The sequence below is a fragment of the Nocardia concava NBRC 100430 genome (genome assembly GCF_000308815.1).
GTDB lineage: Bacteria > Actinomycetota > Actinomycetes > Mycobacteriales > Mycobacteriaceae > Nocardia > Nocardia concava.
In genome coordinates this window covers 23,178-48,315 of the sequence record NZ_BAFX01000138.1, presented here as the reverse complement: position 1 = coordinate 48,315, position 25,138 = coordinate 23,178, and the positions used below count along the sequence as shown (strand labels likewise).

Sequence of the window (25,138 nt, the reverse complement as noted above, 5' to 3'; positions counted from 1 at the left end):
ATGATGGTCATGAAGCGCACTGATCTCGTGAAACGCATCGCCACCGCGGTGCTGGCCGCGGGTGTGGTCGGCGCTGTGGCGGCGGGCCCGGTGGCCGCCGCTCCCGTCGATACCGTCCCGGATCTCCGGACACAGCCCGTGGCCACGTCCTGGCTCGACCTACTACCGCCTCAACTGAATTGCCTGTTCTCCACCGGATGGGCGGTGTTCTGCCTGGGGATTCCGCTCTCGTAGCGGATCGTTCGATCGAGCCGGTGGCGGTGCGACCGCAGACCGCACCGCCACCCCTCGCTCGGTCGCGAAAAGTCTCAGCCCCAGTTCTGGTAAATATCCAGCACTCGTCCGCCGCGTGAACCCGGGGCATTGAAGAAGACCACCACGCTGCCGTCCGGATGATCACCGGCCTCCATGATCACCTGCCGCAGCGAGGCGTGCACCCCGCCCTTGTCGTCCTTATAGATGGTGGTGTCCGGCTGCAGTCCGGCGCCCATCCGGCTCAACGGCACGAACATACTGATCACAGCGGGTATCGGACCATCCGCGATGGCCACGGTCTCCTCGTGCGACAGGACCACCCCCACCCGGCCCTGGTCGATCTGGACGACCGGCACCCCCGCGGCCGCCGCGCCGCCCGCGGCCACCGCCCCGGCCGCCAGCGCTGCGATTCCAACCCCGAACAGAACGACCCGCATCCGTCTCGCCCTCTCTCCGAAGCAGCCTCCTGCGTCGAGACATTACGCACCGGCAATCAACTAGCGAATAACGTTGTACGAATTCCACTTCGGCGTGTTGCGCGGTGTGTCCACGGTGTGTGACTCGACGCCCAGCGAGTTCGTCGCCAGGTTCGCGGCGCGTCTCGTTCTGGACTGAGCGGAGCGGAGGAGCGAAGCGGGGGAGCGGAGGGAGGGAAGAACGAGACTTCCAGCGCCGCGAACCCGCCCGGAGCGGAGCGGAGGGCAATTTGACACAGCTGTGGGGGAAGCCACTCGACTACACCCTGTCGTCGACGCGGGTCGGGGCGGCTGAGAGACTGGGTGCCGTGAGTTCTTCTCCGCGTGTGAGCCAGGTGTCGGTCCCGGTCTCGGCCCAACTTTTCGAACGCGCCGCGGCGGTCATTCCGGGTGGCGTGAATTCGCCCGTCCGCGCGTTCAAATCAGTGGGCGGCACGCCGCGGTTCATCGCGTCCGCGCGCGGCTGCACGCTGACCGATGCCGACGGCAACGAGTACGTGGACCTGGTGTGTTCGTGGGGTCCGATGATTCTCGGGCACGCGCACCCTGCGGTCGTCGAGGCGGTGCAGCGGGCGGCCACGGGCGGGCTGTCCTTCGGCGCGCCGACCGAGGCGGAAATCGAACTGGCCGAGGCCATCGCGGGCCGGGTCGCACCGGTCGAGCGGGTGCGGCTGGTGAACTCCGGCACCGAGGCCACCATGAGCGCGGTCCGGCTGGCGCGCGGATTCACCGGGCGCTCCAAGATCGTGAAGTTCAGCGGCTGCTACCACGGGCACGTGGACGCGCTGCTGGCCGACGCCGGATCGGGCGTGGCCACGCTGGGTCTGCCGACCTCGCCGGGTGTCACCGGTGCGCAGGCGAGCGACACCATCGTGCTGCCCTACAACGATCTCGAGGCCGTGGCCGCCGCCTTCGCCGCCAATCCGGGTGAGATCGCGTGCGTCATCACCGAGGCCGCGGCGGGCAATATGGGCGCGGTCGCGCCGCTGCCCGGATTCAACGAGGGGCTGCGCAAGCTCACCTCCGAGAACGGCGCGCTGCTGATCATGGACGAGGTCATGACCGGATTCCGGGTGAGCCACTCGGGCTGGTTCGGCCTCGACGGCGTGGCAGGGGACCTTTACACCTTCGGCAAGGTGATGAGCGGTGGCCTGCCGGCGGCCGCGTTCGGCGGTCGCGCCGAGATCATGAACCACCTGGCCCCGATGGGCCCGGTCTATCAGGCGGGCACCCTGTCCGGGAATCCGGTGGCGGTGGCGGCGGGCCTGGCCACGCTGCGGGCCGCCGATGAGCAGGTGTACGCGACCCTGAACAAGAACGCCGAGCGGCTGGGCGCGCTGATGACCGAGGCGCTCACCGCCGAAGGCGTCGGGCACCGCGTGCAATTCGCGGGCAATATGGTCAGCGTGTTCTTCGCCGAGAACCCGGTCACCGACTACGCCGCCGCCAAGGCGAGCGAAACCTGGCGCTTCCCAGCCTTCTTCCACGCGCTGCTGGACGCCGGTGTCTACGCGCCGCCGAGCGCCTTCGAAGCCTGGTTCGTCTCGGCCGCCCTCGACGAGAACGCTTTCGATCGCATCGCCGCCGCCCTCCCCGCCGCCGCGCGCGCCGCGGCGGCCGCCACCCCCGAAGGATCCGCCGCGTGAGCTCCGCCCACCCCGACTCCGGTCTACCCGACCCCACCCAGCATCAGGCCCCCCTCTCCGCCGCCGAGGCCACCCGCCTGCTGGACTCCATCCGCCAGGCCGAAGAGGAACTGGCCGAGACCGGCGAGCACATCATCGTCTCCCCGGCCGCCGCGGAAACCGCCACCGCCGCCGAAACCGCTACCGCCACAACGGAATCCGACAATTCCGACACGGCTGAGGCTGCCGACGCGGTTTCGACGGACGAATACGCCACGGAGGTCGCCATCGCCGCCGCTGGCGTTCCCGCGACTGCCGCTGCCGACGAGCCCGCGGAAGCGGTGTTCGAGGCCGCGATCGCCGCCGCCGAGGACTTCGCCGCCGCCGACACCGATTCCGGCGTGGTCGATGCTGATTCCGATGCGCCCGAGGCAGGCGATTCAGCCGCCGCGCCGTTCTCCTCCGAGATCGTGGTCGAGGTCGATCCGGACGCCGATGATTCGGCCGACGAGGTAGCCGAATCCGCCATCGCCGCAAGTGGGTTGATCCTGCCCGGCGATGTGGCCTCCGATGTCGAGACCATCGTGCACGTCATGCGGCACGGCGAGGTGCACAACCCGAAGGGGATTCTGTACGGCCGCCTGTCCGGTTTCCAGTTGTCGGTGACCGGTCGGGCGCAGGCGCAGACCGTCGCCCGCTCGCTGGCCGATCACGACATCGCGCTGGTCGTCGCCTCCCCGTTGCAGCGGGCGCAGGAGACCGCGGAGCCGATCGCCATCGGGCACGGGCTCACCATCCGGACCGATGAGAATCTGATCGAGGCCGGTAACACCTTCGAGGGTCTGAAGGTCACCGCGAGCGCGCTGCGCAAGCCGCGCCACTGGTGGAAGCTGCGCGATCCCTTCACTCCGTCGTGGGGTGAGCCGTATCTGCAGATCGCGCACCGCATGCTGGCCGCCGTCAACAAGGCGCGGGTGGAGGCCGCCGGTCGCGAGGCCGTGCTGGTGTCGCATCAGCTGCCGGTGTGGACGCTGCGCCGTTTCCTGCAGGGCCAGCGCCTCTGGCACGATCCGCGGCAGCGGCAGTGCTCGCTGGCGTCGCTGACTTCGCTTGTCTACCAGGGCGATACGTTGATCGACATCGTGTACTCGGAGCCCGCCGGGGCCTCCGATCCCTCGGTGACCGGAGCATGAGACCGGCCATCGTGTCCCTGCCCGCCGCGCGCCGCTTCCGGCGCGCGGCCGCACTGCTCGCGGCCTTGTGCGCGGCGGCGGTGCTGGCCGGGTGTTCGACGGCGGGCAAGGACGCGGTGGCCCAGGGCGGCACCTTCGACTTCGTGTCCCCGGGCGGCAAGACCGAGATCTTCTACGATCCGCCGTCCTCGCGCGGCACCATCGGCAAGCTGTCCGGCCCGGATCTGATGCACGACGGTAAGACCGTCGGCGTGGACGATTTCCCGGGCAAGGTCGTGGTGCTCAATATCTGGGGTCAGTGGTGCGGCCCGTGCCGCGCGGAAGCGCCCGCGCTGGAACAGGTTTACGACGCGAGCAAGGACAAGGGCGTCGCCTTCCTGGGCATCAATGTCCGCGACAATCAGAAGGACAAGGCCCAGGATTTCGTGACCGACAACAAGGTCGGTTACCCCTCGATCTACGACCCGTCCATGCGCAGCCTGCTCGCGCTCGGCGGCAAGTTCCCGACCAGCGTCATTCCGACCACCATCGTGCTGGACAAGCAGCATCGGGTGGCGGCGGTGTTCCTGCGTGCCCTGCTGGCCGAGGATCTGCAGCCGGTGGTGGACAAGCTCGCGCAGGAGCAGTCGTGAATCACGTGACCGTGCTTGCCAGCGTGGGGGATTCGTTCCAGCAGACCGCCGCCACCGGGCCGTTGCTGCTCGCGTTGGGCGCGTGCCTGCTGGCGGGACTGGTGTCGTTCGCCTCGCCGTGTGTGGTGCCGCTGGTGCCCGGATACCTGTCCTATCTGGCGGGTGTGGTCGGCGCGGAGGCTCCGCCGGTGACGGTGGAGTCGGCGAAGAACGCCAAAACGGCCACGGCCAGCCGCAATTCGGCGCGCCTGCGGGTGGCCGGGGCGGCGGGCCTGTTCGTGGCCGGATTCACCGTGGTCTTCGTGCTCGCCTCGGCGACCGTGTTCGGCGCGATCCAGGCGTTGAACGTGAACCGCGATCTGCTGCAACGCATCGGCGGCGTGGTCACCATCGTGATGGGCCTGGCCTTCATCGGCCTCATCCCCGCCCTGCAGCGCGACACCCGCATGGAGCCGCGCCGCCTGAGCGGTCTGATCGGCGCGCCCCTGCTGGGCGCGGTGTTCGCGCTCGGCTGGACGCCGTGCCTGGGCCCGACGCTCTCGGGCGTGATGGCGGTGTCGGCGGGCACCGAGGGCACCACCGCGGCGCGCGGCGTCGCCCTCATCGTGGCCTACTGCCTGGGGCTGGGCCTGCCCTTCGTGATCCTGGCGTTCGGTTCGGCGACCGCGTTGCGCGGTGTCGGCTGGCTGCGCCGCAATTCCCGCACCATTCAGGTGGTGGGCGGTCTGCTGTTGGTGGCCGTCGGCATCGCCCTGGTGACCGGAGCGTGGGACCAGTTCGTCTCCTGGGTCCGCGACGCCTTCGTCTCGAATGTGACCCTGCCGATCTGACATGACTGCCACCATCGAAACCCCCAGTGCCCCGGTCCAACCGCCGCGTCAGTCCCCGCTCGGCCGCGCGATCGCCCTGCTGCGCAATGCCTGGCGCGGGCTCACCAGCATGCGCACCGCGCTCATGCTGCTGTTCCTGCTGGCCCTGGCCGCCATCCCCGGCGCGCTGCTGCCGCAGCGCAGTCTGAACGCGGGCAAGGTCGACGACTACATCCGCAACCGGCCGACGCTGGGCCCGTGGATGAATCGGCTGCAGCTGTTCGACGTGTTCTCCAGCGCCTGGTTCACGGCCGTCTATGTGTTGCTGTTCGTTTCGCTGGTGGGCTGCATCCTGCCGCGCTGCCTGGACCACTACCGCGCGCTGCGCACGCCGCCGGTCAAGGCGCCGCGCAACCTGTCCCGGCTGCCGCACCACTGGTCGGGCGCCGACGACGCGACGCCGGAGCAGGTGATCGAGCGGGCCCGCACCCAGATGCGCGGCTGGCGCGCGGTCGTGCAGCCGGGCAATCGCGAAGGGGAACTGACCCTTTCGGCGGAGAAGGGCTACACCCGCGAGCTCGGCAACCTGGTCTTCCACCTCGCCCTCGTCGGGCTGCTGCTGGCGGTGGCGCTGGGCAAGCTGTTCGGCTATGAGGGCAATGTGGTCGTGATCGCCAATGACGGGCCGGGTTTCTGCACCACCTCGCCCGCGGTCTTCGACTCCTTCCGCGCGGGCAATGTGAACGACGGCACCGGGCTGACGCCGATGTGCGTGCGGGTCAAGGACTTCAAGGCCGACTACCTGAAGAACGGTCAGGCGTCGATGTTCACCTCGAACATCCAGTACCAGACCGGCAAGGATCTGGAGTCGGGCACCTGGCGCGACACCACCATCAGCGTGAACCACCCGCTGCGTGTCGCCGGTGACCGGGTCTACCTGCAGGGCCACGGTTTCGCGCCCAAGTTCACGGTGACCTTCCCGAACGGCCAGACCCGCACCGAGGCCATCCAGTGGAAGCCGGACGACGCCACCACCTTCCTGTCCTCGGGCGTGCTGCGCATCGATCCGCCGGGCGGCATGTATCCGAACGAGGAGGAGCGCCGCAAGCATCAGGTGGCGATCCAGGGTTTGTTCGCGCCGACCGCTTTGATGCACGGCCAGCTGCTTACCTCCATGTATCCGGCCATGAACGATCCGGCCGTGGCGATCGACATCTACCAGGGCGATACCGGTCTCGACACCGGGCGCGCGCAGTCGCTGTTCTCGTTGGATCCGGAGATGATCAAGCAGGGCCGCCTGGTCAAGGAACAGCGGGTGAACCTGAAGCCGGGGGAGACCTCGACCCTGTCCGACGGCACCAAGGTGACCTTCGACGGCGCGGAAGAGTTCGTGAACCTGCAGGTTTCGCACGATCCGGCGCAGCAATGGGTGCTGGTGTCGGCGCTGACCATGATGGCGGGTCTGTTGGTGTCGCTGCTGGTGAAGCGCCGCCGCATCTGGCTGCGCGTCTACCCCGGCGAAGAAACCGACGGGATACGACGTACTGTAGTAGAAATGGGCGGACTGGCCCGCACCGACCAGGCCGGGTGGGGCGGCGAATTCGACCGCCTGCGTGAGCGGCTGCTGACGGGAGAGAAGTAATGCTGATCGACGAAACCTTCGCCTCCTACAGCGATCTCGCCTTCAAATCGGCCATCGTGATCTACGCGCTGGTCTGGATCATGCTGGTGTGGCAGTTCGCCCTCACCCGCACGGTCCCGACCACCACGCGCCAATTGGTCACCGCCGGAGGCGGTTCCGACACCGTCGACGAACCCCCCGCCGACGCCCCCGGCAAGGTGGCCCCCCGCGAGCCCGGCCGCCCCTTCCCGGAACGCCTCGGCAACATGGCCTTCGCCGTCCTCTTCGTAGGCTTCGGCATCCACGCGGCGTCAATCGTCCTGCGCGGCTTCGCCACCCACCGCTTCCCCCTCGGCAACATGTTCGAGTTCATCTCGATGGCCACCGCCGCCGCCGTAGGCCTCGGCCTGGTCCTCCTGCGCGACCAGCGCTACCGGGGCATGTGGTCCTTCCTCCTGACCCCGGTCCTGATCCTGCTCTTCCTCGCAGGCACCAAACTCCACGTAGACGCGGCCCCCGTAGTCCCCGCCCTGAAGTCCTACTGGCTCCCCGTCCACGTAACCGTCGTCTCCATCGGCTCCGGCGTCTTCCTGGTCTCAGGCGTAGCGAGTCTCCTGTTCCTGTACCGGATCTGGCAGCCCGCAGGCATGGAATCCGACAACATCTTCGGCCAGTTGGCCCGCCGCCTCCCCGACGCCCAACTCCTGGACCGCCTCGCCTACCGCACCACCATCATCGGTTTCCCCATCTTCGGCGCCGGCGTAATCCTCGGAGCCATCTGGGCCGAAGCGGCTTGGGGCCGCTTCTGGGGCTGGGACCCGAAAGAAACCTGCTCCTTCATAGCCTGGGTCCTCTACGCGGCATACCTCCACGCCCGAGCCACCTCCGGCTGGCGCGACACCAAGGCCGCCTGGATCAACATCGCCGGCTTCGTAGCCATGCTCTTCAACCTCTTCATCATCAACATCGTGGTCAGCGGCCTCCACAGCTACGCAGGCCTCAACTGATCTGTCTCTCGACGAAAGAAATGCCGCCCGCCCCTTGGAGGGGTGGGCGGCATTTTCGTTGGGCTGGAGTCAGATTCCGCTGGGGAAAGTGAGGGTTTGGAGGCTGGGCCAGACTTCGGACCAGGGCTTCAACGGGTCCTTGCAGATGTAGACGGTGATGAGGCGTTCGAGGCCGGGGAGGCCGTTGGGGTTGTTGATTTTGCGGAATTCGGTGGTGGTGGCGAATTTTGAGAGGAAGTCTTTGTCGCCTACGCCGTCTACGGAGAGGTAGATGATGGTGTGGGCGGAGTCGGGGGGTGGTCCGAAGTAGCCGAAGCCTCGGTTGGGGCTGTAGACCGGGGGGAGGTTGTAGTCGCGGCCGAATTCTTCGAGGGCGCTTGCCTGGACGTAGGCGGCGGCGACTACGGCGGTGGTCTTGCGGTCGGATTCGGGGAGGGTTTGGACGGCATCGTTCACCGCGGCGGTGAAGGTGTCGTAGCCGTCGGGGCCGAACCAGGATTCGCGCATCCAGTAGGCGGCCTGGTCGGTGATGGGGCTGGAGATCAGGCTTTTGGGGAGGGGGATGGCGATCATCCAGGCGGTGAACAATAGGGCTGAGAGGACGGCGAGGGCGTTGACCAGGCGGCGGTGCAGCTGCTCGGCCTCGACGGTGCCGAGGGCGAAGGCGCCCGCGCCGAGGAGGGCGGGCCAGAAGCCTGCGACGTAGTAGGAGCGGCCGTTTTCGACGAGGACCACGGTGACCAGCAGTAGGCCCGCGACCAGCGCGAAACGGTAGGGGCGCAAGGCTTCTAGGCGGATCATGCCCCAGAGGCCGAAGATGCTGAGGAGGCCGCCGATCAGGCCGCATTGGATGGCGATTTCGATGGCGCAGATCAGCGGGCCGGTGTTGGCGGCGTGCTGTTCCTGCGAAATGATCTCGGTCATCTGGGATTCCACCCAGCCGTGCTGCTGCTGCCAGATGATGCCGGGGACCATGGCCAGCACCAGGATGAGCGTGCCGATGTAGAGCGCGGGGCGGCGCAGCACCTCGCGTGGTCCGGCCACCAGCACACCGATGCCGAGCATGGCCCACACGCCGGGCACCATCCATTTGGCTTGGAAGGCAACGGCGGCCGCGACACCGGCGGCGATCAGCAGCCAGTCCTGATGGGTGCGCACCCAGCGGATCAGCAGGAAGATGATCAGCGCCTGCAGCGGGATGTCGAAGGTGAGGGTGATCAGCTGGATCTGGTCGAAGGCCAGCGGTGAGACGGCGTAGGCCAGGGCGGCGAGAATTTGATAGCGCGACCCCGCGCCGAGTTCCCGGGCGGTGGCGGCGGACAGTACGGCCGCGGCGGCCATCAGGGCCAGCGCCGGAATCCGCAGCACCAGCACCGAACCCGGCGCGATCGAATCCATCAGATGCGCGACGAACGGTGCGAGCGGTCCCTGATCCGGGTAGGCCCACGCGAGCCGGCGTCCGGCCGCGACGAAGTACAGCTCGTCGCCGAAGTAGTTGATCCGCGCCGCGGCGATGCCCATGATCGCGGCGAAGCCGAAGGAGACGGCCAGCACGCCCTTCCAGGCGAAAGGCGCTCGAACAGCGGCTGGTTCGACGGTGCCCAGCTGGGGCGCCGTATCGGTGGTGGCCATCTTCCTCCCGAGAACGCGAAACACCCGGCGGAAACCGAATTTCGGCGGGGCCGGGCGCCGACTCTACTGTGAATCGCGATCGTTTCGCATCGCTTTCGGCAGATTATCGCGGCCCGGGGCCGGCGGTCGCCCCCGGCTTTCGGGGGCTTGCCCGGCGAATCTTCTTCTCGGGAGCCCCTACCGGTGGGTACCGGCACGTTGTACCGTATTAAGCGTCAGTGATTAGAACACGTTCTAGTTTTTCGATGGGGAGGCTCATCATGGCAGTGGCGCCGCAGGGTCGCGTCGGTAAGGTCCGCGAGATCGATGTGGGTACCGCACCGACCCGCTACGCCCGGGGCTGGCACTGTCTCGGGCTGGCCAAGTCGTTCCGGGACGGCAAGCCGCATCAGGTGTCGGCGTTCGGAACCAAGCTGGTGATCTTCGCCGACAGCAAGGGCGAGCTGCACGTGCTCGACTCCTACTGCCGCCACCTCGGCGGCGACCTGAGCATGGGTGAGATCAAGGGCGATTCGATCGCCTGCCCGTTCCACGACTGGCGCTGGGGCGGCAATGGCAAATGCACCGGGATTCCGTACGCCCGGCGCGTCCCGCCGCTGGCCCGCACCCGTTCGTGGATCACGTTGGAGCGCAACGGTCAGCTGTTCGTGTGGCACGACCACGAGGGCAACCCGCCGCCGGACGAGGTGACGATCCCCTATATCGAGGGCCCGTTCACCAATGCCGACGGCAGCGGCTCGGAGTCGCTGGCCGACGGCTGGACCGACTGGACCTGGGAGTCCATGGTGATCGAGGGCTCCAACTGCCGCGAGATCATCGACAACGTCGTGGATATGGCGCACTTCTTCTATATCCACTTCGCCTACCCGACGTTCTTCAAGAACGTCTTCGAGGGCCATGTCGCGACCCAGTACCTGGACTCCACGGCCCGCCCCGACAAGGGCATGGCCACCCAGTACGGCGGCAATTCGACGCTGAAGTCGGTGGCCTCCTACTTCGGCCCGTCCTACATGGTCAATCCGCTGATCAACAACTACAGCGGCTTCGAGCTCGAGACCGTGCTGATCAACTGCCACTACCCGATCTCGCAGGACGCCTTCGTGCTGCAGTACGGCATGTCGGTCCGCAAGCCGACCGGTATCGACGATGCCGCCGCCGATCGGATCGCCGCCAAGATGACCAAGGGCATCGGCGAGGGCTTCCTGCAGGACGTCGAGATCTGGAAGCACAAGTCCAAGATCGAGAATCCGCTGCTCACCGAGGAGGACGGCCCGGTCTACCAGCTGCGCCGCTGGTACGAGCAGTTCTACGTGGACGTCGCCGATATCGACCCGAAGTCGGTGCAGCGCTTCGAATTCGAAGTCGACACCACCAAGGCCAACCAGGCCTGGGAGGCCGAGGTAGCCGAAAACCTCAGGCGCAAGGCCGAAGAGGACGCGCTCAGCAACTGACGCGACCGAAATTCGGGGCGGGCGAGGGTGATTCCTCCCCGCCCCGAAGTCGTTTCAGGACACGGACGTTCGTGTCAGCGCGGGCAGTCATCTCAGTGTGCGGCGGCCGTGACCGCGGCGATCAGCGCCTCGCCGGTATAGGCGCGCCCGCCGATACCCCAACCCCCGTCGGGCGCGTTGACGATATTGACCCAAATGTCCTCGCGCCGATGGCCTTCCGCGGTATGACCCGTGACGATATCGGTCGCCGCGACGATGAACGCCGCGCGCGAGGCCGGATCGGGCAGCCCGATATTGGGCAGCTTCAGCTCGACCATCACAATCGGCCGGTTCACCCCGCCCGCGTAGATATCGCCCGGCGGCAGCAGATGCACTGTGCCCCCGATGATTCCGGTGAAGAAGTCATTGCCGCTGCCGCCGCTGATCTGGGCCAGTGCGGCGGTCAGGGCGGGAAGGATGTCGCGTTCGCCGCGGTCGGTGAGGACTCCGCGGGGCGCGGTGACGGTGATGGGCACGGAAGGCTCCGTTCTCGATTTACTAGTACGCACGTACTAGCGAGTCGAGTGTGTACTAGGATGGCCGTACTAGTCAACGGTTGGGAGAAATCCATGGCGGCGACCACCCGCGATCGCATGATCGACGCGGCCATCGACGCGCTGCAGCAGAAGGGCGTGGCGGGCATGTCCTTCACCGCCGTCCTGGATGCCAGCGGCGCCGCGCGCGGCGCGATCTACCACCACTTCCCCGGCGGCAAGCAGGAATTGGTGGCCACCGCGGCCGCCCGCAACGGCGATCAGGTCCGCGCACATCTCGCCGCGCTCCCAGCCGCCGATCCGGTCGGCCTGGTCGAGGCCTTCTTCGCCATGGTCCGCCCGGTCGTCGAGGCCTCCGCCGGCGGTGCGGGCTGTGCCGTCGCCGCCGTCACCATCGATCCGGACGGTGGTGACCTGCGCACCGTGGCGGCGACCGCATTCGATTCCTGGACAACGACTCTCGCCGAGCGCCTCACGGCCGCCGGTGTCGAGCCAGCCGCCGCCGCGGACCTCGCCACCACGCTGTTGACCCTGTTACAGGGCGCGCATGTGCTGTGCCGCGCCGAAGGGACGATCGACCCCTTCGATCGCATGTCCCGGTCCGGGATCGATCTGGTCCGGCACCGCTTCGAGCGCTAGGCGTCGGCCATGAAATCGAGCCGCGTGGGCGCTTCGTAATCCCCGCCCGACTCCCGGAGGATCAGATTCCGGTCCGACAGTTGATCGCGGCGCTCGGCCCGCCGTGCGGCGGCCTGTTCGTCGCCGACCTTGCGGCGGGCATCCTGGGACAGATTCTGTTGACGCTCCATCGTGGTACCTCCCGAACGGGAACCGCTGTGGAACAAGACTTGCTCAGTATGACCCCGGAATACTCAGGCGCGATAGGCCCGCAGGAAGGTGTCGGTGGCCGCCTCGGCGACGGCCCGCAATTCGGCCGCCGGAACGGTCCGATTGCCTTGTCGTGAGCGGATTTCCAGCGGACCGCTGAGCAGCGCGAGGAACTGTTCGGCCGCGACGGCCGGATCGCCGTGCCGCAGCCGACCGGCCAGGGCCAGGCGGGCCAGCCGGTCGGCGAGCGTTTCGCGCAGCCGGATCGTGGTGCGTGTCAGCACGGTGTCGACCAGGTCCGGGAAGTCCGCGGCCTGCGCGTAGGTGAGCCGGTGCAGGGCCAGGGCGCGGTCGTCGGAGCAGGCGCGCAGCAGTAGGAGGGCGGTCTCGCCGAGCGCCGCATCCAGTTCGCCGGGTTCGCGCAGCGGCTCGAGTGCGGTCAGCGCCTGCTCCCCGACGGTCTCCGCCGCGGCCGAAATCGCCTCGCGGAACAGGGTTTCCTTGTCCGTGAGGTGGTTGTAGACGGTCGGCTTGGCGACGGCGGCCGCGTCGGCGATCTCCTGGACGCAGGCCTGCGCGTAGCCGCGCCGCGCGAAGACGGTCAGCGCCGCCTCGAGAATCGCCTGCCGCTTGTCGATCCGGCCGCGGCTCGCCTTCGCTGTGGTCACCGGTTCATCCTACCGACGCGTTCGCCCTATTGAACCAATGGGTTCAATGTTGTCTACTTTGACTTACCGGTCTCAAAAATTGAACCGGCAAGTTCAATCGAAGGAGTTGGCATGATCGTGCACGTACTGCGGTTCCGGTTCCGCGATGAGACGACCGAGGAGCAGCGCAACGAGGTGCTCGCGGCCATGCGCCGCACGGCCTCGGTGGATTCGGTCAGTTTCTCGACCGTCGGGCAAGACCTCGGCGATCCCGCGTCGGGACTCACGCACGCGTTCTGCGTGGGCATCGAGGATCTCGACGCCCTCGAGCGCTATCTACACGACCCGGTGCACCTGGCCGGGGATCCGGAGATCGCGCCGCATTTCGCGAAACTGGTGATCGGACCGGACCTTTCGGATGATCCGGACCCACAGCTGGCCGCCAAGATCGAGGCGCTGCATCGGCGCAAGGTCGAGCTGTACCCGGAGTGGGAGGAGTTGATGGCGACGATTCCCGAGCTCGTGTTCGCCTGAAAACGACGCGTCCCCCGCGGGTGCGCCGGCGCGGATCCGCGGGGGACAGGTCACATCTGTCTATTGGCTAACTGGTTGGCGAGCTTCGGTAATTCAGGTGGATTCGCCGTCGCGATGCTCTCGCGAGAGCTTGGCGAGGAAATCCGGATCGTCTTCGGGACCGATGATGCGGTTGCGCCGAGCGGGTGCTGGGCCGATGCCGGCCGATCGCTGGGGGCCGAAAGCCTTCCAGCACAGCATCGCGATCGCCACCACCGCGATGAGTGCCAACAGGTACGTCACGTCGCTCACCTCCTGACAACGAGGGTAATCCGAGTGCGTACCCGGGGCACGTGAAGCGGGCTGTAAACCCTGAAATGCGGCAAACCCTGGAAATGAATGGGTGTTACACGCGGGCCTCGGTGGTGAGGGACCGCAGGAGTTGCATGACTTCGGATTCGCGGAACCGGCGGTGGCCGCCCGGAGTCCGCAGGGAGCCCAGCCGACCCGCGTGAGCCCATCGGGTCACGGTCTTCGGGTCAACGTGGAACAGGGCAGCGACTTGGCCAGGAGTGAGCAAGCTGTCCTGGCCGTTGACGGAACCCAATGCGCGGCTCGCCGCGGTGAACGCAGTCATTCGCAAACCTTTCCGTTTCGACAGATCCCTCATCAGTAGCGACATCGTTGCACCGCGACCCCCGGGTGTTCGAACGGTCTCGCTTTGGTAAAGGGGGAGTAATAGACAAAACGGATATCCGTTATGTGTTTACAGTCACGTTTGACCCCGGCCCAGCGAATCTCCAGCGACCTTCAGGCCACCGGCGGCCGCCGCTACCCGGTCACCTACGCTGTTCTGCGTGAGTGACGCAACCCCGGCCCCCAGCGCGGGCCGCCGCCTGGCGCGAAACCTGGCCCTCTACACGGTGGCCCGGCTCGGGCTGGTCGCCGTCATCACCGCCGTCATCATGGGTGTGGCCGCGGCCGTGCAGGTTTCCATCCCGCTCATCGTCGCCCTGCTGTTCGGCCTGCTCATCGCCATGCCGCTGTCGCTGGTGCTGTTCAAGAAGCTGCGCGCGCAGGTCAACCGGGACATCGCCGCGGTGGACGCCAAGCGCCGCAAGGACCGTGAGCAGCTGATGTCGCGGCTGCAGGGCAAGGACGAGCAGTGAAGCGCTGCGATCGCAGCGCACCCCGGGACTGGGTCGACAATGCCGTCCGGCTCATCGACGCCGACACCCAGCGCAGCGCGGACACGCATTTGCTGCGCTACCCCCTGCCCACCGAATGGGGCATTCAGCTTTATCTGAAGGACGAATCCACACATCCGACAGGCAGTCTCAAGCACCGCCTGGCGAGATCGCTGTTCCTGTACGCCATCTGTAACGGCTGGGTCACCGAAGGCACCACGGTGGTGGAGGCTTCGTCGGGTTCGACCGCCATCAGCGAGGCGTATTTCGCCAGGATGCTGGGCCTGGACTTCGTGGCCGTGGTCCCGGCCAAGACCTCGCCGGAGAAGCTCGCGCTGATCGAGGCGCAGGGCGGGCGATGCCATCTGGTCGAGCGCGCTCCCGATATCTACACCGAGGCAGCGCGTTTGGCGGCCGAGACCGGCGGCCACTACATGGACCAGTTCACCAATGCCGAGCGCGCCACCGACTGGCGCGGCAACAACAACATCGCCGAATCCATCTTCCAGCAGATGACTTTGGAGACGCACCCGGTGCCGGAGTGGGTCGTGGTGGGCGCGGGCACCGGCGGCACCAGCGCGACCATCGGCCGCTACCTGCGCTACAAGCGGCACGCGACCCGGCTGGCCGTGGTGGATCCGGAGAATTCGGCCTTCTACGGCGGCTACGAGGTCGACGACCTGGGCTATCAGACCGGAATGCCTTCGCGGATCGAGGGAATCGGGCGGCCGCGGGTGGAACCGTCGTTCGTGCCGACCGTGGTGGACTGCATGATCGAGGTGCCCGACGCGGCCTCGGTGGCGACCGCCCGGCATGCGGGCGAGGTGCTCGGTCGTAGGGTCGGCGGCTCCACGGGAACCAACCTGTGGGGTGCGTTTGCCCTGATTGCCGACATGATCGCGGAGGGGCGCACCGGCAGCGTGGTGACACTGCTCTGTGATGGCGGAGACCGTTATGCCGGAACCTATTTCAATGACAAATGGGTTGCCGACCAGGGGCTGAGCTTGGCCGAGCCGGCCGCGGTGCTGGCCGAATTCATCGCCACCGGTACTTGGTCGGGCTAGTTTTCGCACGGCATGACGGGTCGGCTGATGACCGTTGATCACCCATCCAGAAGATTGCCATCAATTTGCTGTAGGGGTTTTGTCGGGGTCGGGTCGTTAGCTAAGGCAGTCTGTTCCGGGCGCACCGGTCGGTTTTGTTGACCCGAAATGGTGTTAATGGGGCTTGACGATTCGGGCCGCTGGCGCACCACCGGACGGGTCACCGCGGTGGGTCGATCGACCGTCGTGCCGAGCACCAACATCCACGATTGCAACGTCGACTGGGTGCGCCACATATTGATGCGCAACTCGGTGATGGCCAGCGTCTGTGGATCCCGGACCAGCTTGATGAGATGGGCGCGCTCGGTGGCGACGGCATCGGACCGCCACATCAGCGCGAAGTCCGGATCGGTCAGGCACTTCTCGAGTACCTGCCCGCCGCGTTCGTTCTCGCCGCTGCGGGCCAGCTGTAGCCGGAACCGGCCGGCGGCCATGCGGATCTCGCTGTCCCAGTTCACCATGACGGTGCGCGAGATCGGATTGAAGATCAGCCATTCCAGGTAGTTGGTGCCGGGGTCGAGTTCGGGGAAGTACTGCCGGTGCGCCGCATTGGCGGCGACGATGTCCCAGAGTTCGGTGGTGTAGGCGCCGATGGCGGGGTTGAGCAGATCCAGGTATTCCTGATCGGCCTGGGTGGGGTGGTCGGCCTCGATGCGCGGCAGTGGGCCCTCGGCCAGCACCAGTGAGTACTCGAACTCGGCGGTCGGCAGTTTCAATGCGGTACCGAGGGATTCGATGACGCGGCGCGAGGGGTTGGCGCCGCCTTCGATCTTGGTCAGGTAGGGGACCGAGAGGTTGGCCAACCAGGCCAGTTGTGGGCGCGTGAGATTCGCGGTGGTGCGGCGCTGGCGAATGTACTCGCCGAACGTGGGGACTCCATCCATTACTTAGGCTGACCTTACTAGTATGGCCGTCGGGTACACGCGTGGTTGCCCACGGATACCCACTCGGTCTCCGGGCGGGAGGCCGATCGGTAATCCGTTCTGCTCCAATAGTTTGAGACAACAACAAACGGGAGTGAAATTGGGGCAGCAACCGCGGCCGGTTTTGGATGTGAACGTCACAGTCGGACCCTGGGTGATCACGACAGCGCGCGGTACGGCGGTACCGCCGGCGTCCACCGGGCTCGTCAACGCTTGGGAGCCTGCGGCTTTCGGGCTGTACCAGGACCGTGACGGAGACATCTGGGAGAAGGCGCCGAGCGGCTGGCGGCTGTGCCTGCAGGCCGGTATCCCGGTCGATCCCGAAACCCTGTGGGGCTGGGCCGAGGTCGTGCGCGAGTACGCGCCGTTCACCGCCTGGGGGTGACACCCTTCCGCCCGATGATTCGCTGACGGCGAACACCCTTTCGTGTCAATTTTCGTTGACGCGCTCCGAATGTCAACGTAAATTGACACTCATGAGTGAAGCAACGACTCTGGCGGCCGCCGCCGGCAGCCCCGACCCCCAGGTCGGGCTCCGCGCGGTGCTGGCGCTGCGCCGGTTGCTCGAGCGGCTCGAGGCCATTCAGGTCGGCAATGCCCGCAAGCAGGGCTGGTCCTGGCAGGCCATCGCGGACGCGCTCGAGGTCAGCCGGCAGGCGGTCCACCAGAAGTACAACCGGAAGGGCGGTATCCGCTGATGTTCGAACGATTCGACAAGGCGGCCAAAACGGCGATCGTGATGGCCCAGGAGGAAGCGCGGGACCTGTGCTCGTCGACCATCGAGGTCGAGCACGTCCTGCTGGGTCTGCTGGCCTGCCCCGATGACGGTCTGCGGGAAATCCTTGCGGCCCACGGTCTCACCGCCCAGCAGGTGCGTGATGCCCTGGCCCGCAAGCGGTCCGGTGAGCCGCTCGGTGAGGAGGACGCGGCCGCACTGCGTTCCATCGGCATCGACCTCGACGCCGTGCGCGAGAGCCTGGAGGCCACCTTCGGCGAGAACGCCCTCGACCAGGCCGACGTCCCCGCCGACAAATCGCGCTGGGCCAGGTACTGGGGTTCGGAAGGCGGCCCGCGCGGGCACATTCCGTTCACCAAGGAATCGAAGAAGATCGTCGAACTGTCCCTGCGCGAGGCGCTCTCGCGCGCGGACGACCGGATCGAGGCCGCCCACATCATGCTGGCCGTCCTGCGCGCACCCAATGCCGTCACCCAGCGCCTGCTTGGGGACGACGACGCGCGGCACGCCCTGCGCGACGCGGTGACCGGCTATCTGGACCGCGCGGCCTGACCGGGTTCGCGCCGCGCCCCGGATGTCCGGCCTCCGCGATGATCTCGCCCTACGATCGGGGGCATGACGCTCCTCATACGTCTGCTGATCAACGGGGTGGCCATCTGGCTGGCCGCCGCCTGGGTGAACGGCATCGAGATCAAGACCCCCGAAGACACCACCCAGAGCAAGATCCTGGTGATCGCGGCCATCACCGTCGTGTTCGCGATCGTGAACGCGCTGGTGAAGCCGATCGTGAAGGTGCTCTCGTTCCCCTTCATCGTGGTGTCGCTGGGCCTGTTCCTGCTGGTGATCAACGCGCTCATGCTGTGGCTGACCGCGAAGATCACCGAGACCACGGACTACGGCCTGCGGGTGGACGGCTTCTGGGCCGCGGTGCTCGGCGGCGTGATCATCTCGCTGGTGAACTGGGTGCTCGGCGTCCTGGTTCCGGACGAGGATTAGCCGAACCCCGAGGGCTAGAGCCCCGAGATGGTCAACGCGATGGCGGTCAGGACCGACCAGACCAGCATCGCCAGACCGGTACCGGCAAGGGCGGGAATCAGACCCGGCCCGTTCTTGCCGGACCGCACCGGCTCGTTGGCCTTGAGCGCGAGCGGCAGGGCGAGCAGCCCGGCCAGCGCCCACGGCGTGCGCGCCACCAGCAGCAGGCTCGCCACGAACGGCACCGCCAGCAGCACCAGATGCAGTGTGCGGGTGCGGGTGTCGCCCAGCCGCACGGCCAGGGTGAGCTTGCCGGATTCGGTATCGGTCGGAATATCGCGCAGGTTGTTGGTGACCAGCACCGCGCTGGAGAACGACCCGACCGCCACCGCGCAGGCCAGCCCGGCCCACTCGATCCGCTCGGCCTGCACGAACTCGGTGCCCAGCACCGCCACCAGGCCGAAGAACACGAAGACCGCGATCTCACCGAAACCGCTGTACCCGTACGGGTTCCGGCCGCCGGTGTAGAACCAGGCCCCGGCCAGGCAGGCCGCGCCCACCAGGATCAGCCACCAGGCGGTGGTGGCCACCAGCACCAGGCCGATCACCGCGCCGAGCGCCAGGCAGCCGACCGCGGCATTGCGGACCGCGGCCGGGGCGGCCAGCTTGGAGCCGACCAGCCGCAGCGGGCCGACCCGCTCGTCATCGGTGCCGCGAATGCCGTCGGAGTAGTCGTTGGCGTAGTTGACGCCGATGATCAGGGCCACCGAAAGCAGCAGGCAGAGTATCGCTTTCCACCACACGAACCCCCCGATCGAGGCGGCCGCCCCCGTCCCCGCCAACACCGGGGCGATGGCGTTGGGCAGGGTGCGCGGCCGCGCGCCCTCGATCCACTGCGCTGCTGTAGCCATGCACCGCAGCGTAATAGGCATTGTCGGCGAAGCCGTCCTCAACCAGCGCACGGCCGGAGCGAATGCGGAGGTACGCCTAATGCGATCTCTGACAGCCGCGCCTGTCCGAGTCGGCCAGTGTTCCGGTCAGGCCTCGGCGGCGGCCTTGAGCTGGGCCAAACCTTTCTCGAAGTCCTTGCCCACCAGGCGATCCATCGGCACCAGCTTGCCGAACAGCGCCATGAGGCCGTTCTGCTCGCCGGTCATGCGCCAGGTCACCGCCGTGGTGTCACCCGCCGGACGGAATTCGAAGCGGACCTGATTGGTCGCCTTGAACGGCCTCTCGAAGTGCAGCTTGATGCCGATCTCCTCCGAAGTGGCGGAGGTGATCTCCATATCGCCGCGACCGGCCTTGCGATTGCCCTTCCAGAAATAGCGGGCCCCGATGCCTCGATCGGCTCCGCTGTACACGCGTTCCATGGCGGGATCGGTGTCCTCCCACGGCGACCATTTGCGCCACTGGTGGAAGTCGTCGATGAGCGCCTGCACCTGCACGGGATCGGCCTTGATGACCGTTTCCCGGTGAATGTCGAATTCGGCCATGGCATGAGCCTAGGCCGTGAAGGTCATCGATGGTCCGCCCTCGGGAAATCCGGTTGAACCGGGTCGGGCATGTCCGGTAAGCCGGGGTGCGGCCGACCGCGGAACACGGTGAGACCCCGTCGGGCGCGGCGAGCATCGGCTCGTTCGCTCACCTACGATTGGCAGGGAATGAATTCGGAAAAAGGCAGTTCGAGCAGCACGGGAAGCGCGCGGACCGTGGACGCGGGCGACTCGACCCCGATGGCCCTGCTGGATGACATCACAGTGGCTCTGCTGGGCGAGATCGCGGTGCGCCGCGACGGTGCGCTCGCCGCCGTACCCGGAGCCCGGGCCCGGCTGCTGGTGGCGGCCCTCGCCATCCACCCCGGCCGCAGCCGCAGCGCGCAGTCGCTGATCGACGAGATCTGGGGCGAAGATCCACCGCGCTCCCCGATGAACGCGCTGCACACCCAGGTCTCGCGGCTACGCTCCGCGCTGCCCGAGGGCGCGCTCGAAATCGGCCCGGCCGGCTACCGTCTCGTCCTAGCCCCCGAACAGGTCGACCTGACCCTGGCGCAACGGCTGGAGAAGCAAGCCCGGCAGGCTCATACCGCCGGCGACGGAGCGGCCTGCCTGGAAGCGGTGCTGGCGGCCCGCGCCCTCTGGCGCGGCGAACCCGCCGCCGACCTCCCGCCCGGCCCGGTCGCGGAGGAACTCACCACCCTCGCCGCCACTCGCCGCCGCGCCCTGGACGCGCTGGAGTTGGCGGCCCGCGAAGCCGTCGGCGATCTGCCCGCCGCCATCGAACTCGCCGAGCACGCCGTCGCCGCCGACCCCTTCGACGAGCCCGCGCACGCGACGCTCATGCGACTGCTCGCCACCGCGGGCCGGACCAATGAGGCCCTGGATGTCTTCGCCACCTTGCGCACCCGGCTGGTCGACCAGCTCGGCGCCGATCCGGGTCCCGCGCTGGTGGCGTTGAATACCGCCATCCTCCGCGGCGAGCCGCTGCCCGGTCAGCCGTCCGCGCGGAAGCCGCGCGGAGCGGGGCCGGGTATCCCCGCGGCGAATGGCGCTGCCGTGCAGGGGGATTCGGTGGCGGCGCCCGAGCTGACCGTGGTGGGCTCCGGAACGCGCCCGCCCGATGTGGACGGTGGCAGCCGGAGTCGGCCGGAGGGTTCCGCCGAGAGCAGGCTGTCCGTCGTGCCCGACGCGGGCGCGTCCGGGCCTGGTGGCCGCGAGCTCGGCGGGGCGGGAACGATTCGAGCGCAACAGGATTCGCTCGCCACCGGGCTTCCGCTCGGTCCGGATGGCACGGGCCATGCGCGTCCGGCGGGCCGGGTGGTCGGTGCCGCTCAGGCCGCCGAGGCGCGAGAGTTGGTGGGCGAGAACGCCATCGGGCTGCGCGCCGCCCCGAATCCGCTGCTGGGCCGGGAAGCCGACCTGACCGCGCTCGAAGGACTGCTGCGCTCCTCGCGGGTGGTGACGGTGCTCGGGCCCGGGGGCACCGGCAAGACCCGGATCGCCAATGAGCTGGGTGCGCGAATGGCGCACGATACGGCGGTGACGCTGGTGGAATTGGCCTCGCTGCGCGGGGATTCGCAGAATCCGCTCGAGACCCGCGCCGAGATCGAGGTCGCCATCGCGGCCACCCTCGGCGTGGCCGATGTCATGCGGGACCCGCTCACGCCGCGGCCGGTGCACGGCCGCGACATTCGGCAGAAGGTGCGCGAGGCGCTGGGTGTGCGGCCGACGCTGTTGATCCTGGACAACTGCGAGCACCTGATCGAGCCGGTGGCCGAGGTGGTCGCCGATCTGGTGGGCGTCAGCGAGCAGCTGACCGTCCTCACCACCAGCCGCGCACCGCTGGAGATCATGGCCGAGGCCGTGTATCCGTTGCCGCCCTTGACCATCGACGCCGCCGGGTCACCCGCGACTGACCTGTTCGAGGCGCGGGCACGCGCGGTGCGCCCCTCGGTGCGGCTGGATGCGGAAGTGGTGGCCCGGCTCTGCCGCACCCTCGACGGCCTGCCGCTGGCCATCGAACTCGCGGCGGCGCGGGTGCGCACCATGAGCGTGGAGGAGATCGACTCCCGCCTCGACCATCGATTCACCCTGCTGCGCAGTGGGGATCGCAGTTCACCGCAGCGGCATCGGACGCTGCACGCGGTGATCGAGTGGAGTTGGAATCTGCTCGACGAGCCGCAGCGGGTGGCGTTGCGCCGATTATGCCGATTCCCGGCGGGATTCACCCTCGGCGCCGCCGAATACGTGCTGGCCGATCCCGAGATCCTCGATCCCGCCATGGCCGTCGACGGTCTGGTGAGCCAGTCGCTGCTGACGGTGCTGGAGGACGAGGAGGGCGGCACCCGCTACCGGATGCTGGAGACCGTCCGCGAATTCGGTGAGGAGCAGTTGGCCTTCACCGGTGAGTCCGACCTGGTCATGACCCGAATGTCGAAGTGGGCGAGTGACTTCGCGGTCGAGACCGCGCGCCGCTACCACACCACCGAACAGGTGCGGGCGGTGCTGAGCCTGGCTGCCGACATGGACAACCTCATCGCCGTGCTGCGCTACGCGCTCGAGCGGCGCGACGCGGAGACCGTCCATGCCGTGTACCCGGTCCTGGCCGGGCTGTGGGTCATGCGCGGCGCGCACGCCGAACTGATGAGCTGGTCCCCGCGCATCGTCGCGATGCCGCCCACGACGTTTCCGACCGACCCGGCCGCGACCGACCTGCTCATCTACGGCCAGTTGATGCTCGGCATGCACATGATGTTCGGCGGCTTCGACCTGCGCGAGGCGGCCCGGGTGCGGATCACGCTGCGCCGCATCCTGGCGTCGGATGCGCCGATGAGCCCGGTCGCCAGGTATCTCGGCGAACTGGTCACCCGTTCCCGCAACACCACGCAGCTGGCCCGGCGGCTGAGCGCCGGTGTGCGGTCGCCGGATGAGCAGATCCAGGTGGCCGCACTGCTGTTGCGCGCCAACCTGTGCGAGAACGACGGCAAGGTCTACCGCTCCATCCGGGACGCGGAGATCGCCATGAACATCAGCGGTGACGCGGATACCTGGGGCACCGCCATGACCACCCAGCACCTCGGCAGCATGTACGGGCAGTCGGCACAGTATTCGGAGGCGGTCGGGTACTACCGGCGGGCGGTCGACCTGCTCGAGGAGCTGCGGGCCTGGGACGAGGCCGTCGAGATGCGCGGATTCCTGTCGGTGACGCTGGCGGGTGTGGGCGACCCCGCGTCGGCGCGCCAGGCGCTGGAGCCCGCCCTCGCGGTGGTCGGCGCACCGCCCCTGGACGCCACGGTGCTCAAACCCAACCACCGCGTCGCCGCGGTGACGGCGGCACTGGCCGAAATCGAACTCGCCGAGGGAAATATCGACTCCGGATTGCGCCGCTACCGGCAGCTCCCCGCGCTGATGGATTGGCCGCACAATGTCGGGATGCCGGGCCCGGCGACCTTCATCTTCGTATCGGCGGCCATCGACGCCCATGTGCTGCACGGCCGCTCCGAGGAGCTGGGCCGGCTCGTCCCGGAGCTCACCGGCATCGCGGTGGACGTGCTCGGTGGCCAGTATTGGGACCTACCGCAGATCGGCTCGGTGAGTTGCGCGATCGGCACCTACCTGGTGGCCACCGGGCAGCATGTCGAGCAGGGGTTGGAGCTGATCGCCCTGACGCCCAAGGTTTTCGGACGCCAGGACTACTCGGTCATGCAGTGGCAACGGCACCTGGATCTGCATCGCCCGCAGGTCGGGGACGAGCGGATCGCGGCCGCCCAGGACGCGGTGGCGGGCCTGGGCCGCCGCCGCGCCGCCGAACGGATCATGGCGAATCTGCAGGTCGTCAACGGGAGGTTCTGAGCGGTTCGGATCGTGTCGAATCCGCCTCGGGGTCTGCCGAATCCGCCTCGGATTCGGAGGCGCCGGTACGCAGCAGCCGCCAGGCCAGCACGCCCAGTGCGATTGCGGCGAGCACCAGCAGCACGGTGCTGTTGGAGACCAGGTCGCCCAGTTGCCGCACCTTGTTCTCCATGGCGAATTCGGTGTCGGCACTGAGGATTCCGGGCAGCGCGGCGGTGCCGTCGAAGGCCAGGAACAGCGCACCGAGGGCGATGAAGAACAGGCCCGACAGCACCGAGGTGGTGTGCAGTTCGACGCGACCGAGGTGGAAGGTGCGGCCGCGCAGCCACTTTCGCTTGCCGAGCTCGAAGCGATCCCACAGCGAGGCCAGGACGAACAGCGGCGCGGCCAGGCCCAGCGCGTACACGGCCAGCAGCAGACCGCCGTGCACCGGCGAACCGCCGACCGCCGCGACCGCGAGGATGGAGCCCAGGATCGGGCCCGCGCAGAACCCCGCCAGGCCGTAGACCAGGCCCAGCAGATACACCGCGCCCGCCTGCTCGGGCCGTCCCTGCTTGGCGGCCGCGCGCTGGGCGAAGCCGAAAGCGAAACCGCGCCCGAGGATTTGGATGACGCCCAGCGCGATGATGGTCCAGCCGCCGATGGCGATCAGCAGCTCGCGGTGCCCGACCAGCAGCCGCCCCGCCATCGAGCCCGCCGCGCCGAGGGGGACCAGGGTGGTGCACAGGCCCAGGTAGAAGACGCCGGTGCGGGCCAGCAGCTTGCCCTGATTCTCGAAAGAGTAGGCGAAGAAGCTGGGCAGCAGTAGCGCGCTGCACGGGCTCAGCAGTGCTAGCAGGCCGCCCAGGAAGGCGGCGAAAAACCCGATGCCGCCGGTCATTCCGTGGCCTGCCCGGCGGCAATCCGCGCCGCGTCGATGGCCGCGCGGAACTGCTCGATCGGCTGCGCGCCCAGGATCGGGCGGCCGTTGATCAGGAACGCCGGGGTGGAATTGACGCCGATCCCGATGCCCTCGTTCACATCCGCCTGCACGGCCGCGGTGGCGGCGGGGGAGTCCAGATCCGCGCGGAACTTCTCGATATCGGGAATGCTCGCGTCACCGGCCAATTCGACGAGTTTGTCGCGGGTGAACGCGCTGGTGTTCTTCTTCTCGGGCGCGTGGTCGAACAGCGCCTTGTGATACTCCCAGAACTTGCCCTGCTGTCCGGCCGCCCAGGCTGCCCGTGAGGCGTCCTCGGATTCCGGTCCGAAAATGGCCATGCTGCGCCATTCGACGCGCAGCACGCCCTGGTCGACGTATTGCGAGACGAGCTGGGGTTCGATCTTGGTGGCGAACACCTTGCAGAACGGGCACTGGAAATCCGAGTACTCGACCATCACGACCGGTGCGTCGGCCCGGCCCATAGCGAGCGGATCCTTCGCGTCGCGCTTGGCCATCTTCGCCAGCTGCGCGTACATGGGATTGGATTCGGTCGCCGCCGCGGCGGGCTGGTCGGATTTCTTGTCGTCGCCCAGCATTTGAATCGCGGCAATGGCGAGCAGGCCGACCGCCGCGATGGCGGCGAGCCCGGCGAAGGTTTTCCTCCGGTTGGAATTCGGGTTTCTACGCTTGGAATTCTTGGTCTTTCGGGACATGCGTGCACT

General features: G+C 67.8%; 29 protein-coding genes. 17 read left to right on the top strand and 12 right to left on the bottom strand.

Features of this window, described 5'->3' with window-relative positions:
• The first annotated feature begins 9 nt into the window (after nucleotides 1-9).
• Nucleotides 10-234 carry a hypothetical protein gene (locus ON43_RS32225; protein ID WP_157514263.1) on the top strand — a complete coding sequence of 75 codons (225 nt, stop codon included), beginning with the start codon at nucleotides 10-12 and terminating at the stop codon, nucleotides 232-234.
• Between the two features lie 74 nt (nucleotides 235-308).
• On the opposite strand, the gene ON43_RS32220 is transcribed toward ON43_RS32225, so the two are convergent.
• Nucleotides 309-692, bottom strand: coding sequence for a hypothetical protein (locus ON43_RS32220; RefSeq protein WP_040813593.1), 384 nt, complete (start codon nucleotides 690-692; stop codon nucleotides 309-311).
• Nucleotides 693-1,039: 347 nt separating this feature from the next.
• Between ON43_RS32220 and hemL the strand changes: the two genes are divergently transcribed.
• From hemL to ccsB, 6 genes are all read left to right on the top strand, one after another.
• Nucleotides 1,040-2,377, top strand: a complete 1,338-nt coding sequence (gene hemL / locus ON43_RS32215) for a glutamate-1-semialdehyde 2,1-aminomutase (RefSeq protein WP_051179531.1) — start codon at nucleotides 1,040-1,042, stop codon at nucleotides 2,375-2,377.
• 572 nt (nucleotides 2,378-2,949) lie between these two features.
• On the top strand, nucleotides 2,950-3,549 hold the full coding sequence (locus tag ON43_RS32205) for a histidine phosphatase family protein (protein ID WP_051179537.1): 600 nt from the start codon (nucleotides 2,950-2,952) through the stop codon (nucleotides 3,547-3,549).
• On the top strand, nucleotides 3,546-4,181 hold the full coding sequence (locus ON43_RS32200) for a TlpA disulfide reductase family protein (RefSeq protein WP_051179530.1): 636 nt from the start codon (nucleotides 3,546-3,548) through the stop codon (nucleotides 4,179-4,181). Before ON43_RS32205 ends, ON43_RS32200 begins: the two co-directional genes overlap by 4 nt.
• Before the next feature lie 5 nt (nucleotides 4,182-4,186).
• The gene (locus ON43_RS32195; protein ID WP_083913875.1) at nucleotides 4,187-5,011 is read left to right on the top strand and encodes a cytochrome c biogenesis CcdA family protein; all 825 of its coding nucleotides are present in this window, start codon (nucleotides 4,187-4,189) and stop codon (nucleotides 5,009-5,011) included.
• A gap of 1 nt (nucleotide 5,012) precedes the next feature.
• Nucleotides 5,013-6,632, top strand: a complete 1,620-nt coding sequence (resB, locus tag ON43_RS32190; RefSeq protein WP_040813585.1) for a cytochrome c biogenesis protein ResB — start codon at nucleotides 5,013-5,015, stop codon at nucleotides 6,630-6,632.
• Nucleotides 6,632-7,618 (top strand): c-type cytochrome biogenesis protein CcsB, encoded by a 987-nt coding sequence (ccsB, locus tag ON43_RS32185; RefSeq protein ID WP_040813583.1) that lies wholly within the window; start codon nucleotides 6,632-6,634, stop codon nucleotides 7,616-7,618. The genes resB and ccsB overlap by 1 nt, the downstream gene beginning before the upstream one ends.
• Before the next feature lie 69 nt (nucleotides 7,619-7,687).
• Here ccsB and ON43_RS32180 read toward each other — a convergent pair whose 3' ends face one another.
• Nucleotides 7,688-9,250 carry a glycosyltransferase family 39 protein gene (locus ON43_RS32180; RefSeq protein ID WP_040813581.1) on the bottom strand — a complete coding sequence of 521 codons (1,563 nt, stop codon included), beginning with the start codon at nucleotides 9,248-9,250 and terminating at the stop codon, nucleotides 7,688-7,690.
• A gap of 260 nt (nucleotides 9,251-9,510) precedes the next feature.
• Here ON43_RS32180 and ON43_RS32175 point away from each other — a divergent pair, with 260 nt between their 5' ends.
• Complete coding sequence (locus ON43_RS32175) at nucleotides 9,511-10,701, top strand: 3-ketosteroid-9-alpha-monooxygenase, oxygenase component (RefSeq protein ID WP_040813579.1); 1,191 nt, start codon at nucleotides 9,511-9,513, stop codon at nucleotides 10,699-10,701.
• 92 nt (nucleotides 10,702-10,793) lie between these two features.
• Here ON43_RS32175 and ON43_RS32170 read toward each other — a convergent pair whose 3' ends face one another.
• Nucleotides 10,794-11,216, bottom strand: a complete 423-nt coding sequence (locus tag ON43_RS32170) for a tautomerase family protein (protein WP_040813577.1) — start codon at nucleotides 11,214-11,216, stop codon at nucleotides 10,794-10,796.
• 93 nt (nucleotides 11,217-11,309) lie between these two features.
• Between ON43_RS32170 and ON43_RS32165 the strand changes: the two genes are divergently transcribed.
• On the top strand, nucleotides 11,310-11,873 hold the full coding sequence (locus tag ON43_RS32165) for a TetR/AcrR family transcriptional regulator (RefSeq protein WP_040813634.1): 564 nt from the start codon (nucleotides 11,310-11,312) through the stop codon (nucleotides 11,871-11,873).
• Here ON43_RS32165 and ON43_RS45135 read toward each other — a convergent pair.
• Together ON43_RS45135 and ON43_RS32160 are read right to left on the bottom strand one after the other, a co-directional pair.
• A complete protein-coding gene (locus ON43_RS45135; RefSeq protein ID WP_157514262.1) occupies nucleotides 11,870-12,043 on the bottom strand; it encodes a hypothetical protein in 174 nt (57 codons plus the stop codon). The two genes, ON43_RS32165 and ON43_RS45135, sit on opposite strands and share 4 nt — an antisense overlap.
• 63 nt (nucleotides 12,044-12,106) lie before the next feature.
• On the bottom strand, nucleotides 12,107-12,730 hold the full coding sequence (locus ON43_RS32160; protein ID WP_040813575.1) for a TetR/AcrR family transcriptional regulator: 624 nt from the start codon (nucleotides 12,728-12,730) through the stop codon (nucleotides 12,107-12,109).
• A gap of 111 nt (nucleotides 12,731-12,841) precedes the next feature.
• On the opposite strand from ON43_RS32160, the gene ON43_RS32155 reads away from it, so the two are divergent.
• Complete coding sequence (locus ON43_RS32155; protein WP_040813573.1) at nucleotides 12,842-13,243, top strand: Dabb family protein; 402 nt, start codon at nucleotides 12,842-12,844, stop codon at nucleotides 13,241-13,243.
• A 93-nt stretch (nucleotides 13,244-13,336) separates the two neighbouring features.
• Here the strand turns inward: ON43_RS32155 and ON43_RS32150 are convergent, their stop codons facing one another.
• Nucleotides 13,337-13,525, bottom strand: a complete 189-nt coding sequence (locus ON43_RS32150; protein ID WP_040813632.1) for a hypothetical protein — start codon at nucleotides 13,523-13,525, stop codon at nucleotides 13,337-13,339.
• Between the two features lie 103 nt (nucleotides 13,526-13,628).
• Complete coding sequence (locus ON43_RS32145; RefSeq protein ID WP_051179536.1) at nucleotides 13,629-13,859, bottom strand: BldC family transcriptional regulator; 231 nt, start codon at nucleotides 13,857-13,859, stop codon at nucleotides 13,629-13,631.
• 220 nt (nucleotides 13,860-14,079) lie between these two features.
• Here ON43_RS32145 and ON43_RS32140 point away from each other — a divergent pair, with 220 nt between their 5' ends.
• Entirely contained in the window at nucleotides 14,080-14,391 is a 312-nt protein-coding gene (locus tag ON43_RS32140) for a DUF4229 domain-containing protein (RefSeq protein ID WP_040813571.1), read from the top strand.
• Nucleotides 14,388-15,473 (top strand): L-cysteine desulfhydrase Cds1, encoded by a 1,086-nt coding sequence (gene cds1, locus ON43_RS32135; RefSeq protein ID WP_040813568.1) that lies wholly within the window; start codon nucleotides 14,388-14,390, stop codon nucleotides 15,471-15,473. The genes ON43_RS32140 and cds1 overlap by 4 nt, the downstream gene beginning before the upstream one ends.
• A 38-nt stretch (nucleotides 15,474-15,511) precedes the next feature.
• Here cds1 and ON43_RS32130 read toward each other — a convergent pair whose 3' ends face one another.
• Nucleotides 15,512-16,396, bottom strand: coding sequence for a helix-turn-helix domain-containing protein (locus ON43_RS32130; RefSeq protein WP_040813566.1), 885 nt, complete (start codon nucleotides 16,394-16,396; stop codon nucleotides 15,512-15,514).
• Nucleotides 16,397-16,589: 193 nt separating this feature from the next.
• Between ON43_RS32130 and ON43_RS32125 the strand changes: the two genes are divergently transcribed.
• From ON43_RS32125 to ON43_RS32110, 4 genes are all read left to right on the top strand, one after another.
• Nucleotides 16,590-16,820, top strand: coding sequence for a hypothetical protein (locus ON43_RS32125; RefSeq protein WP_157514261.1), 231 nt, complete (start codon nucleotides 16,590-16,592; stop codon nucleotides 16,818-16,820).
• 91 nt (nucleotides 16,821-16,911) lie between these two features.
• Nucleotides 16,912-17,133 carry a hypothetical protein gene (locus tag ON43_RS32120; RefSeq protein ID WP_040813561.1) on the top strand — a complete coding sequence of 74 codons (222 nt, stop codon included), beginning with the start codon at nucleotides 16,912-16,914 and terminating at the stop codon, nucleotides 17,131-17,133.
• Nucleotides 17,133-17,723 (top strand): Clp protease N-terminal domain-containing protein, encoded by a 591-nt coding sequence (locus tag ON43_RS32115; protein ID WP_040813559.1) that lies wholly within the window; start codon nucleotides 17,133-17,135, stop codon nucleotides 17,721-17,723. Before ON43_RS32120 ends, ON43_RS32115 begins: the two co-directional genes overlap by 1 nt.
• A 63-nt stretch (nucleotides 17,724-17,786) precedes the next feature.
• The gene (locus ON43_RS32110; protein WP_040813557.1) at nucleotides 17,787-18,167 is read left to right on the top strand and encodes a phage holin family protein; all 381 of its coding nucleotides are present in this window, start codon (nucleotides 17,787-17,789) and stop codon (nucleotides 18,165-18,167) included.
• A 14-nt stretch (nucleotides 18,168-18,181) separates the two neighbouring features.
• On the opposite strand, the gene ON43_RS32105 is transcribed toward ON43_RS32110, so the two are convergent.
• Nucleotides 18,182-19,057, bottom strand: coding sequence for a 1,4-dihydroxy-2-naphthoate polyprenyltransferase (locus tag ON43_RS32105; protein ID WP_040813555.1), 876 nt, complete (start codon nucleotides 19,055-19,057; stop codon nucleotides 18,182-18,184).
• Between the two features lie 126 nt (nucleotides 19,058-19,183).
• Entirely contained in the window at nucleotides 19,184-19,639 is a 456-nt protein-coding gene (locus ON43_RS32100) for an SRPBCC family protein (RefSeq protein WP_040813552.1), read from the bottom strand.
• Nucleotides 19,640-19,807: 168 nt separating this feature from the next.
• On the opposite strand from ON43_RS32100, the gene ON43_RS32095 reads away from it, so the two are divergent.
• Nucleotides 19,808-23,494, top strand: coding sequence for an AfsR/SARP family transcriptional regulator (locus ON43_RS32095; protein WP_157514260.1), 3,687 nt, complete (start codon nucleotides 19,808-19,810; stop codon nucleotides 23,492-23,494).
• On the opposite strand, the gene ON43_RS32090 is transcribed toward ON43_RS32095, so the two are convergent.
• Nucleotides 23,478-24,374, bottom strand: a complete 897-nt coding sequence (locus ON43_RS32090; protein ID WP_051179529.1) for a cytochrome c biogenesis CcdA family protein — start codon at nucleotides 24,372-24,374, stop codon at nucleotides 23,478-23,480. The two genes, ON43_RS32095 and ON43_RS32090, sit on opposite strands and share 17 nt — an antisense overlap.
• Nucleotides 24,371-25,129 (bottom strand): DsbA family protein, encoded by a 759-nt coding sequence (locus ON43_RS32085; protein WP_040813550.1) that lies wholly within the window; start codon nucleotides 25,127-25,129, stop codon nucleotides 24,371-24,373. The genes ON43_RS32090 and ON43_RS32085 overlap by 4 nt, the downstream gene beginning before the upstream one ends.
• Between the last annotated feature and the right edge of the window lie 9 nt (nucleotides 25,130-25,138).